Origin of the sequence: Chamaesiphon sp. VAR_48_metabat_403 (assembly GCF_031422475.1) — a bacterium.
Lineage (GTDB): Bacteria > Cyanobacteriota > Cyanobacteriia > Cyanobacteriales > Chamaesiphonaceae > Chamaesiphon.
Genome location: NZ_JANPLS010000336.1, coordinates 1 through 10,416 on the forward strand (window position 1 = coordinate 1; position 10,416 = coordinate 10,416).

The 10,416-nt window shown below is 43.8% G+C and carries 12 protein-coding genes; 7 read left to right on the forward strand and 5 right to left on the reverse strand.

The window, feature by feature from the left end; translation table 11 throughout:
• The 4 genes from RMO79_RS16215 to RMO79_RS16230 all read left to right on the forward strand — a co-directional run.
• The coding region (locus tag RMO79_RS16215; RefSeq protein WP_396136613.1) for an ATP-dependent Clp protease proteolytic subunit at window positions 1-607 on the forward strand (607 nt) is incomplete at its 5' end.
• A gap of 160 nt (window positions 608-767) precedes the next feature.
• A complete protein-coding gene (locus RMO79_RS16220; RefSeq protein ID WP_310484214.1) occupies window positions 768-1,430 on the forward strand; it encodes an ATP-dependent Clp protease proteolytic subunit in 663 nt (220 codons plus the stop codon).
• Between the two features lie 15 nt (window positions 1,431-1,445).
• Window positions 1,446-2,048, forward strand: coding sequence for an ATP-dependent Clp protease proteolytic subunit (locus tag RMO79_RS16225; RefSeq protein ID WP_310484215.1), 603 nt, complete (start codon window positions 1,446-1,448; stop codon window positions 2,046-2,048).
• Between the two features lie 800 nt (window positions 2,049-2,848).
• Complete coding sequence (locus tag RMO79_RS16230) at window positions 2,849-3,718, forward strand: hypothetical protein (protein WP_310484216.1); 870 nt, start codon at window positions 2,849-2,851, stop codon at window positions 3,716-3,718.
• Between the two features lie 39 nt (window positions 3,719-3,757).
• Here the strand turns inward: RMO79_RS16230 and RMO79_RS16235 are convergent, their stop codons facing one another.
• Complete coding sequence (locus RMO79_RS16235) at window positions 3,758-4,717, reverse strand: RluA family pseudouridine synthase (RefSeq protein WP_396136614.1); 960 nt, start codon at window positions 4,715-4,717, stop codon at window positions 3,758-3,760.
• Window positions 4,718-4,785: 68 nt separating this feature from the next.
• Between RMO79_RS16235 and RMO79_RS16240 the strand changes: the two genes are divergently transcribed.
• On the forward strand, window positions 4,786-5,718 hold the full coding sequence (locus RMO79_RS16240; RefSeq protein WP_310484218.1) for an ion channel: 933 nt from the start codon (window positions 4,786-4,788) through the stop codon (window positions 5,716-5,718).
• Window positions 5,719-5,731: 13 nt separating this feature from the next.
• Here the strand turns inward: RMO79_RS16240 and RMO79_RS16245 are convergent, their stop codons facing one another.
• The 4 genes from RMO79_RS16245 to corA all read right to left on the reverse strand — a co-directional run bounded on the left by RMO79_RS16245 (window position 5,732) and on the right by corA (window position 9,702).
• Window positions 5,732-6,274 carry a hypothetical protein gene (locus tag RMO79_RS16245; RefSeq protein ID WP_310484220.1) on the reverse strand — a complete coding sequence of 181 codons (543 nt, stop codon included), beginning with the start codon at window positions 6,272-6,274 and terminating at the stop codon, window positions 5,732-5,734.
• Between the two features lie 116 nt (window positions 6,275-6,390).
• Window positions 6,391-7,518 carry a tetratricopeptide repeat protein gene (locus tag RMO79_RS16250; RefSeq protein ID WP_310484221.1) on the reverse strand — a complete coding sequence of 376 codons (1,128 nt, stop codon included), beginning with the start codon at window positions 7,516-7,518 and terminating at the stop codon, window positions 6,391-6,393.
• A 181-nt stretch (window positions 7,519-7,699) separates the two neighbouring features.
• Window positions 7,700-8,485 (reverse strand): ABC transporter permease, encoded by a 786-nt coding sequence (locus RMO79_RS16255; RefSeq protein ID WP_310484223.1) that lies wholly within the window; start codon window positions 8,483-8,485, stop codon window positions 7,700-7,702.
• A gap of 86 nt (window positions 8,486-8,571) precedes the next feature.
• Window positions 8,572-9,702: a magnesium/cobalt transporter CorA gene (corA, locus tag RMO79_RS16260; protein ID WP_310484224.1), complete on the reverse strand. Its 1,131-nt coding sequence runs from the start codon at window positions 9,700-9,702 to the stop codon at window positions 8,572-8,574.
• A 42-nt stretch (window positions 9,703-9,744) separates the two neighbouring features.
• On the opposite strand from corA, the gene RMO79_RS16265 reads away from it, so the two are divergent.
• Together RMO79_RS16265 and RMO79_RS16270 are read left to right on the forward strand one after the other, a co-directional pair.
• Window positions 9,745-9,888: a hypothetical protein gene (locus RMO79_RS16265; RefSeq protein ID WP_310484226.1), complete on the forward strand. Its 144-nt coding sequence runs from the start codon at window positions 9,745-9,747 to the stop codon at window positions 9,886-9,888.
• An 80-nt stretch (window positions 9,889-9,968) separates the two neighbouring features.
• Window positions 9,969-10,397 (forward strand): EamA family transporter, encoded by a 429-nt coding sequence (locus RMO79_RS16270; protein ID WP_310484227.1) that lies wholly within the window; start codon window positions 9,969-9,971, stop codon window positions 10,395-10,397.
• Window positions 10,398-10,416 lie beyond the last annotated feature (19 nt).

Below are 10,416 nucleotides of genomic sequence, written 5' to 3' on the forward strand. Positions count from 1 at the left end.
GTTGTTACTCAAAGAGCGGATTGTTTACATGGGCGGCCCTTTAGTCTCTTCTGATGACTACAAGCGGCAAATGGGCTACGATCCTACCAAATTGCTGATCGCCCAGTTGTTATACCTCCAATTTGACAACCCCGAAAAACCGAATTACTTCTATACCAACTCCACCGGGACATCTTGGTATACTGGCGACTCGATCGGGTTTGAAACCGAAGCATTTGCAATTTGCGATACCCTCGGCTATATTAAGCCACCAGTCCATACCATTTGTATCGGACAGGCAATGGGCACAGCCGCGATGATTTTAGCCGCAGGGACTAAAGGATGTCGGGCGAGTTTACCCCACGCGACGATCGTGCTCAACCAGCCTCGGAGCGGCGCACAGGGGCAAGCCAGCGACATTCAGATTAGGGCGAAAGAAGTCCTCGATAATAAAGCGGCGATCCTGGATATTTTCTCGCAAAGTACCGGGCAACCAGCCGAAAAAATTGCTAAAGATACCGATCGGATGTTGTACATGACACCCGCAGAAGCCAAGGAATACGGCTTAATCGATATCGTTCTCAATAGTGCGAAAGATCTACCTGCACCTATTCCTGCGCTAGTTTAAATGTATTTAATAGGTGAAAATTTGCAAGTAGGAATTAAGCCTGATTAGTTGGTGGGCAGCGATGCACGCTCGTCGGGTTCCCCGACGGTTTAGTGCATCAAGACAGTGCCCACCCTACATTTCTATCTCCCAACTCCCAACTCCCATCTCCTAACTCCCTATGGCTGTCGATCGGGTTTTAAACGTACCATACAACTTACCTGGAAGTACTTATTGGCAGTGGATTAACGTCTACACGCGGATGAGCCAGGATCGGATTATCTTTTTAGATCGACCGATTACCGATGGACTGGCAAATAGTATGGTAGCGTCGCTGCTATATCTAGAATCAGTCGATAATAGCAAACCGATTTATTTATATATCAATTCTCTCGGCGATCCTGTTGCTGCGGGAATGGCGGGGGTAGAAGTCGGCATGATGTCAGTAATGGCGGGATTGGCGATCTACGATACCATCAAGCACATTAAATCGGAAGTATATACGATTTGTCTGGGTCAGGCAATGGGTATTGCGACACTGCTACTATCTGCTGGTACTCCCGGTAAGCGGGCGAGTTTACCTCATGCAACGATCGGATTAATGCCGACTCGCGCTGGTACTCGCGGACAAGCCTCGGATATTACGGTTAATGCGATCGAAGTATTAGCCAAAAAAGCCACGATTATCGATGTATTAGCTCAAAATACAGGCAAAGATCCAGAGCAAATCGAACGCGACAGCGAACGGATGTTTTATATGACAGCCCACGAAGCCCAAGCTTACGGCTTAATCGATCTAGTTCTCGAAAGCTCGAAAACTCCAGCAGCACTCCCTACCCTCTAACAACTCCTAACTATTATGTCAATCGGCGTTCCTAGCGTTCCTTATCGTTTGCCTGGTAGCACCAACGAACAGTGGATTAATATCTACGATCGATTATTTCGCGAGCGGATTATCTTCTTATTTGAAGAAGTTGATGCGGGTATGGCAAATGCGATCGTAGCTTATATGCTCTACCTAGACTCAGAAGACTCCAGCAAACCGATTTATATCTATATCAATTCTCCCGGTGGTGAAATTACTGCGGGGATGGCGATTTATGACACGATGCAGCACATTAAGTCAGAAGTCGTCACCATTTGTGTCGGTTTAGCTGCTTCGATGGGTTCCTTTTTGCTAGCTGCTGGCACTCCTGGCAAACGCCTCGCCTTACCCCACGCGCGGATCATGATCCACCAACCTTTAGGCGGTACCGGGCGGATGCAAGCATCGGACATTCAAATCGAAGCCAAGCACATTCTTGAAACTCGCACGCTGCTTAATAAATTAATGGCAGAGCGTTCTGGGCAAACTTTAGAGCAGATCGAAAAAGATACCGATCGCGATAACTTTATGTCAGCAGAGGAAGCTGTGGCATACGGATTAATCGATAAAGTTGTCGAAATTACTAATGTCCGATAATCGGACAGCGGTTGAGGTAACATTCTGCACATTGATGGCAAGTTACCTCAAGCTGTCAATCCATGCGAATTTTTCGCGATCGTTCCTATTTTTGCCCAGAGATCTAGTATTCTAGAGCGGCAAAAGTAGGAATTTATAGTTAATATATACCTAAACACTCAATTTGATATAGTAAAAATCGCAATCGATCGCGGTCAGCTCACATTTCATACTAGTCAAAAGTTGACGATCGAATCGCAGTAGATCGTGGTAAACTCACGTTCTGTACTAATTAAGAAATTTTCACAAGATCCCAGCCTTTTGCGGACACTCATCTACACCATTCATCCGGATGAGTACCAGTGGGTTGCGGCAACTATAATACATCTGCATTAACGCACTCTGCAAGCAAAATTTAGAAAGATTGAATCTCTTTCTAGGTATTTGTGCTTAGTTGGGTTATGCTAAGTCCAGAGTTAGGAAAAAAATTGTCATCCCATCGAAAATTTTGTCGATCTAATCGGAAAAGCATCCATAAATTTCAATTTAGTGTAAACTAGAACACAGAAATAATTGCACAGACTGATTAGTCTGTAGCTAAAGTCTAGACTCGATTAGGATTTAGATGTCAAAACTGACAATCTGCTAATTTCCTCCTCCCAAACTCAAAATTTAGCAACTAGCTAGATCGAATGTCAAAAGTATAGATTCGATTGGGTGTTAGTACTCGACGAGCAGTCATTCAGCCGCGATCGCATTTATCGGTTTAGCTATCTTTACAGCTAATTGCGAGCGGGGGGTATCCAGGATTCTAATTGTCAATGAGCGATTCTCAACAAGATTTTATTAAAATAGTCATCCAGATGTATGGCTTAGAACTCGACGGTCGGTCGATCGATGATACATTGTCGGCATGGTTGCGGCAATATGATTCGACTTGGATTCTAAAAGCGATCGTCGAATCTTTATATCGCGGGCGATACAAAATCGTCTGTGTCGAGAATATCCTCAGCAATTGGCAACGGCTGGGCACTCCCCGCTACCAATTTACACCCGAATACGAACGAGAAATTTTGGCGCAGATCCCAGGGATTGCCAATCGCAAGACAGTTTATGCCGAGCCGCTCATCATCCCACCAACGACAGACTCGTTGGCAGAAAGCCCGCTCCCCAGGAGCATCGATCCCGAACCTACAGATTCGCCAGCTGGGATCGATCCCTACGTTCGCTCCAGATCTCCCAAGCGGTTTGACAGCGAATCGCTCAATCCAGAGGAGTCAGCACCCTTTCAATCGCCCTATCCGCCGCTCGCAAAAGTTCGCTACCCTACAAAGACAGTCGATGCGAGTGAAGAATCAGCAGATCCAACATTAGCACAACCTCCACAAGAGAGCGATCGATCCCCGCAAAACAACAATCCTTCTTCTCTGTCGCTATCATCAGCAGCGAAGATCCAGCAACAAGCTAATTTACTCCGAGATCGTCATCATAAAATCAAACAAGGGCGTAATAATGCTAGCCCCGTCAATCGCAAACTTGTCAATACCCTCAAAGCGATCGTCGATCCCAATAATCAATATAGACTAGAAAACAACGCTAATTATGAGCGATCGTCCAGCGATCGTCAGGTTAGTAATATTGCCCAATTTAAAATGTCGATCGAGACTATTAACGAAGAACGACAGTTGTAGGGATTTTGGATTTTGGGGATGAAATCACGCGGATGTGTTTCAACGATTGCGGAGTACTTGCAGCAAGGTGAGGAAATAAGTAGGGATTGGGGCGATCGCGCTAATGAGATCGCCAGATAGAGGATGAATCAGATCTAACTGTCGCGCGTGGAGGGCTTGCCCTGGGAGCTTGACACCGATCGATCTGCCCGTACCATAGACGGGATCGCCAACGATCGGGTGCCCCATCCGATTGGCATGGACGCGGATCTGGTGGGTTCTTCCTGTTTCTAATCTAAATCTCATCAGACAAAAACTCCGCAATCTTTCTTCGATTTGCCAATGCGTCACCGCCGATTTACCACCACGATCGAGTTCGACGATCGCATTGCGCTGTCGATCGACTGGATGGCGACCGATCGGCTGGTCGATCGTGCCGCTATCGGTCTTAGGCGTGCCGTAGACTACCCCTAAATACTCTCGTCTAGCAGTTTTCGCCTGAAGTTGTTGTTGAAGGTGTTGGTGGGCGAAATCGGTCTTAGCAATCGCGATCGCCCCACTGGTATCTTTGTCCAAACGGTGGACGATTCCCGGACGCTGTACGCCGCCGATACTAGAGAGGGGACAATGGGCTAATAGTGCGTGAACGAGAGTCCCTGTACTGTGTCCGGCTGAGGGATGAACTACCATTCCCGCAGGTTTATTCACGATCGCCAGTTGTTCGTCTTCGTAGAGAATATCGAGGGGGATGGCTTCGGGAATTAAATCGAGCGCGGTTGGCGCGGGGATGAAAACGCACACTCGATCGCCAGCTTTTAATTTATACTGCTTGTCAGTACACACTCGATCTCCAACTCGAACGTTTCCTTGGGCGATTGATTTTTGCCACCGCGATCGCGAAAAATCTGGCAATTGCCCTGTCAACCATAGATCCAGCCTGGGTTCGGTGCGATCTTCATCGCCGACAATTAGTTCGATCTGTTCTAGCGGATCGATTCCTGATTTTCGCTCTACGGTCATATTTTCGGTTAGCAGCGATCGATTATTTATTTCCATTTTGGTTATTATACTTATTTCAATCGATCTTCATGAAAAGTAGATTTCGCCGCCTTTCTCGTACTGTAAAGATTGAAAATCGGGAGGGCAAATTTGTAATTCATGGGATGGGAAACTGGTATCACCATTGGCGCGATCCATACCATTTATTGTTGACGATTCCCTGGATGGGGTTTGCCGCAATTGTCTCGATCGCTTATTTATGCATTAATACGTTATTTGCCTTTGCTTATCTAGCTGGGGGCGATTGTTTGGTAGGTGCGCGTGCGGGTTCGTTTAGCGATTACTTCTTTTTTAGCGTCCAAACATTGGCTTCGATCGGTTATGGTGCGATTCATCCTAAGACATTTTATGCAAATTCGATCGTTACGCTCGAATCGATTACTAGTCTGTTGTTAATTGCAGTCTTAACCGGACTAGCTTTCGCGAGATTTTCGCGACCGATCGCTAAATTATTATTCAGTAAGTTTATCATTATTAGCACTCATAATAGTCAGCCAACGTTGATGTTTAGAGTTGCCAACGAGCGGAATAACTTTATTTTAGAAGCTCACGCTCAAATCTATTTAATTATCGATGAAATTACGCACGAGGGCGATAGTATGCGTCGCATTCACGAACTCAAGTTACTCCGCCAGCGTACTCCCAGCTTAGTATTAACTTGGACGATTATGCACTCGATCGATCCCGAAAGTCCGCTGTATGGGTTAGATGCTAGCGATTTACAACGGCTGAATGCGAATATTAGCGTTTTAATTGGCGGTGTCGATGAAACTGTTGCATATACGATTACTGCTCGACATATTTATAACACTGAGGATATTTTGTTCGATCGTAAATTTGCAAATCTGATCCAAAAATCGGCAAATGGAGATCGGTATTTCGATTATAGCTTTTTTCACGATACCGAACCGAGTGTTCGATCGCTTAATTCGCACGAAAGTCGTCAGATCGATAATGAATGAGCGAATGTTAATTTTAGAGCTTTAATCGATTATAAAAATTTGGATAGATACCATCGATAAATTTGAGCCAGTAATCAGAATAAAAATATACTGGCAAATTTTGAACGGGATGTAGATAAAGATAATGCAATCCTAACCCCGTACTCATTCCCAGTAATTGCCAGCCGACAATTACGAATAACGTCAGTGGCTTACTCCAGCGTCGAACTTTTAGATCTAAACTTACTAGTAATCCCGCAGTACCCAAGACGATCGCATCTACAAAAAATTGCAACCAGGTTAATAAGGCTACGGAGACAACGCTTGCTAATATCATGAGAATTAATGCTCGCGTATCTGTCTTAAAGAAACCACCAAAACCGAAAGAAACACTGCGGCTGGGATAAGTTACCACAACGCCGAGGATTGTTAGCCCAATAGCAGCTAACAGCCAAATTTGCCGATTTTCAGTCCAGCCGTATAACAACCAGCCAAAGGTAGTATAGGTTACGAATAATAATAAGAGCGAAGTCAGTGGCAATTTTTTGAGGGCGGGAGTTTGACGATCGATTGTCATAATTTGAGACTACCGAAGATGTCAATTCTAGTTTACAACATTTTGCAAGCCGATCGAACCCATCGTTAGTTCGATCGACTTAGCATTCTAATTAAATCTGTAAGAATCGAGATTACTTATTTTTGATTTTGAACTTGCCAAACTAAATTGAGCGCATCTGAAGATTTGGTTTTATTACCTTGTTGTTGATATAACTTAGCCGCAGTTTTGAAATCGGTAACTGCACCCGATCGATCTTTAAGAGCCTGACGAGCGGCGGCGCGATTATAGTAAGCTTCAGCAAAGTTCGGATCGAGAGCGATCGTTTTGGTAAAATCGTTAATTGCGGATTGAAAATCTTTAGCACTTTTCTGGGCTACGCCGCGATTATTATAAGCAAATGAATTGCTTGGATCGAGCTGAATTGCTTTACTATAATCAGAAATCGCACCGCTGTTGTCGCCTGATTTTCGACGAATATTAGCACGATTGTAATAACTAAAAGAATTATTAGGATTTAAGGTAATCGCTCGATCGTAATCTTTTAAGGCACCGCGCTCGTCGCCGAGTTCTAATTTTGTCCATGCTCGATTGCTATAGGCAAACTCATAATTAGCATTAACTTTAATTGCTAAATCGTAATCGGCGATCGCGCCTTGTCTATCGGCTAATTTATATTTAGCTAAACCCCGATTGAGATAGCCATCAGCTCGATTGGGCTTGAGTTTAATAACTTGCGAAAAATTAGCAATTGCCGCGTTAATATTATTTGCTTCTAACCAAAGATTGCCGCGATTGAGATAAGCATCTACATAATTAGCATCTAGTTGAATCACCCGATCTAAGTCGCTCATCGCACCTTGACGATCGCCATTTTTCTCTTTAGCAGTCGCTCGATTAAAATAGCTATTGGTGTTTCGAGGGTTTAATTTAATCGATTGAGTATAATCGTCGATCGCCCCCTGCCGATTGCCCGATAGATCGTAGGCAACCGCTCGATTATAAACAGCTTTTTCAAAATTTGGGTCGATTTTAATTGCTTGAGAAAATTCTACAATTGCCCCAGCATAATCTTTCTGTTGAAATTTACGATTGCCAGATGTCAACAGATTTTCGGCTTGTTTTTGAGAGTTTTGCGCCAGCAAATTGCTATTACTATCCTCAGATCTTTGGATGGTATGAGCACTAACATAATTGCCACTGAAAATCGACATTGCACAAGTCGTGGCGATGGCTGTAGCGGCGTTCTTAATTAGTAGTTTCATAATTTTAGGTTCTCATAATTTTGTTAATAAAGGCAGTTAAATCTCGACTATATTTTTGCTTTACAAAATCGAATCTAGCTGTCTTCGATCGACATTATTATTGTAACGCGAGTTCGTCAGCGTAGCATCTATCGAATGAGGCTTGAGTTATCGAAAATCTAGCTTCCTCACCCCAATCAGCTCAAGCATCGAAAGATCGCAATTGGGCAGATTTAGTAAAACACCGATTGGCAATTGCACCAGTCACAATCATCGCCGCAATCGTGTTACTCGTCATCACGGCAAATAGCACGACAATTTGATAGCCAGCCGCATTCACAGGTTGAGTATTTGCCAGTAATTCCCCCGTCAAAAAGCCCGGAATCGTGACTAAACCCGCTACCATCAGTGTATCGATCGTCGGCAATAATGCAGACTTAATCGCGATTTGCCGATAAACTGCAATTGCTTGCGCGGGAGTTGCTCCCAAACTTAGCCGAGTTTCAATTTCGGCTTGATGTCGCTCGATTTCACCAATAAATCGTTCGCCTGCCACCGCCGTACTATTAAGTAAATAACCCAGACAGATCCCCGCCAGGGCTAATAAATATTGCGGCTGATGCCAATTAGCTGGCTTAATTACGACCAAAATTGTGTACCCAACGGCAACAATTAGCCCTGTAAAGATGGCTCCGCCAACGATTGGCAGTAAATTCTTCAGGCGATCGCCAATCCGGTTGCTAGCGGCAATTGTCGTCGCGATCGCAATGGCACAGATGCCCCCGACAGTTACCAGTGGGTTGTCTAATTGCCAGATTATCTGCAATCCAAATCCCATTACTAACAATTGTAAAATAGATCGAGCCGCCGCTAAAGCAATTTGTCCTGCTAATCCCACCCGTTGCCATTGTAACAGCCCGATCGAGATGGCAATTAAACCACACGCCCAGCCGATATCTAGTAAATCTAAAATGCGAGGGGGGTTCATGGAGAGTAAGAAGTAAGAAGTAAGAAGTAAGAAGTAAGAAGTAAGAAGTAGGTGTGCAATTACTTCTAAAATCTAAAGCCTAAAGCCTAAATCGAAGATTTAAACCAACCGCGTTTCCAGAAAAAGAAGATAAGACTAGCTGCGGTGATTACCATCAAAGCTAGGCACAATGGATAGCCCCAATACCAGCCTAGTTCGGGCATATTTAGCGGAGATTTAGATCCATCGAAATTCATGCCATATACACCAGCAATAAAGGTAAGGGGAATAAAGATTACCGACACAACGGTTAATGATTTCATAATTTCATTCATTTTATTACTAACCGCCGATAGATAAACATCCATCAATCCCGTAGCAAGTTCTCGATAAGTTTCGACCATATCCATCACCTGAACGGTATGGTCGTAACAGTCGCGGAGATAAACTTGAACTTCACTACTAATTAAATCGCTGCCGTCGCGAATTAAAGAATTAATCGCATCTCGTTGCGGCCAAATTGCCCGCCGGATCGTTAGTAATTCGCGGCGAACCTTGTAGATTTTTTCTAACGTCGATCGATTCGGGCGAATCATTACTTCTGATTCGAGATCTTCAATTAATTCGCCATAATATTCCAATACTGGAAAAAAGCCATCGACGATCGCATCTAATAAACAGTATGCCAAATAGTCTGCACCTTGCTTGCGAATAATACCGCGATCGATTTCAATGCGCTGGCGCACTCCATGGAAACAATCTTCTTCAGGTTCTTCTTGAATTGTTAACAGATAATTTTTTCCTAAAACTAAACTAACTTGTTCCTTACTAAATCCAGTTCGAGTAGGATTGAGTACGACCATAATCGCAATAATTAATACCTGGTCTTGATAATGTTCGATCTTAGGACGTTGAGGGACATTAACAACATCTTCAACTAGCATTTGATGAAGGTTAAAAATAGAACTTAGTGCATCCCAAGTTGCCATGTTTCCCAATCCTAATACATCGATCCAAGAGACAGTATGAGTCTTTAAATATTCTTTAATTTTTGCTGGTTCTGAAATTGTTGCCCTTGTGGAACTATTGCAATCGTAGTCGATCAAAACTAATTCTGCTGGCGGAGCATCGGCACTAAGATGTAAATGTCCGGGCATCGTTCCCGGTCGATCGTATGCATAATCTAATCGCGATATTTCTAGTGGCTGATAAGTAGTGGGGAACTCTGGATTGGACATGTTTAATTAAATTAAGAGTCGATATTTATAAAACTATTCGTATTGCTTCTTATTACTATTCAAACCCATCTTAATCCCGATCGCATCCAAATTTATGTAGTTACTCATACATTCGATCGGCAGTCAACCTACCGCGATGAAGATAAAATTACTAAGTGCGATCGTCCCCATAGGTACCAAAACTAATAGAATTTATGCGGTAGCATCAGCTACTGAGAATAGCACTGCGAGTAACGAATCGGTACACTACTTTAGCAACTCAATACATGGAAAGCTCCAATACTTGGTGGATTTATGCTTTACTTTCTGCTTTTTTTGCCGCTCTAACCACCATTTTTGCCAAGATCGGGCTGGAAAATATCGATGCTAATCTAGCTACAGCAGTACGCACTGTTGTTGTTGCCCTGATGGCTTGGGGTATTGTCATCGCCAAAGGGACAATCGACCAACTCACAACAATTTCCCCACGTACGCTCATTTTTCTAGCAATCTCTGGCGTGGCAACTGGCTTATCTTGGCTATTCTATTTTAAAGCATTACAACTCGGCAAAGCCGCACAAGTAGCCCCGATCGATAAATCGAGCGTGGTAATGGTAATTCTTTTCTCGGCACTCTTTCTCCAAGAACCACTCACCCCCAAAGTCATCCTCGGCGCACTCTCGATCGTCATTGGCACCCTCATCTTAGTATTGTAAGCAGTGCCAATCATCTAAG

Excerpts from the sequence above, each read along its gene's own strand:
- RMO79_RS16230 (WP_310484216.1), top strand. The coding sequence starts at position 2,849 with ATGAGCGATTCTCAACAAGATTTTATTAAAATAGTCATCCAGATGTAT.
- RMO79_RS16270 (WP_310484227.1), top strand. The coding sequence starts at position 9,969 with ATGGAAAGCTCCAATACTTGGTGGATTTATGCTTTACTTTCTGCTTTT.
- RMO79_RS16225 (WP_310484215.1), top strand. The coding sequence starts at position 1,446 with ATGTCAATCGGCGTTCCTAGCGTTCCTTATCGTTTGCCTGGTAGCACC.
- corA (WP_310484224.1), bottom strand. The coding sequence starts at position 9,702 with ATGTCCAATCCAGAGTTCCCCACTACTTATCAGCCACTAGAAATATCG.
- RMO79_RS16240 (WP_310484218.1), top strand. The coding sequence starts at position 4,786 with ATGAAAAGTAGATTTCGCCGCCTTTCTCGTACTGTAAAGATTGAAAAT.
- RMO79_RS16255 (WP_310484223.1), bottom strand. The coding sequence starts at position 8,485 with ATGAACCCCCCTCGCATTTTAGATTTACTAGATATCGGCTGGGCGTGT.
- RMO79_RS16245 (WP_310484220.1), bottom strand. The coding sequence starts at position 6,274 with ATGACAATCGATCGTCAAACTCCCGCCCTCAAAAAATTGCCACTGACT.
- RMO79_RS16220 (WP_310484214.1), top strand. The coding sequence starts at position 768 with ATGGCTGTCGATCGGGTTTTAAACGTACCATACAACTTACCTGGAAGT.
- RMO79_RS16235 (WP_396136614.1), bottom strand. The coding sequence starts at position 4,717 with ATGACCGTAGAGCGAAAATCAGGAATCGATCCGCTAGAACAGATCGAA.
- RMO79_RS16250 (WP_310484221.1), bottom strand. The coding sequence starts at position 7,518 with ATGAAACTACTAATTAAGAACGCCGCTACAGCCATCGCCACGACTTGT.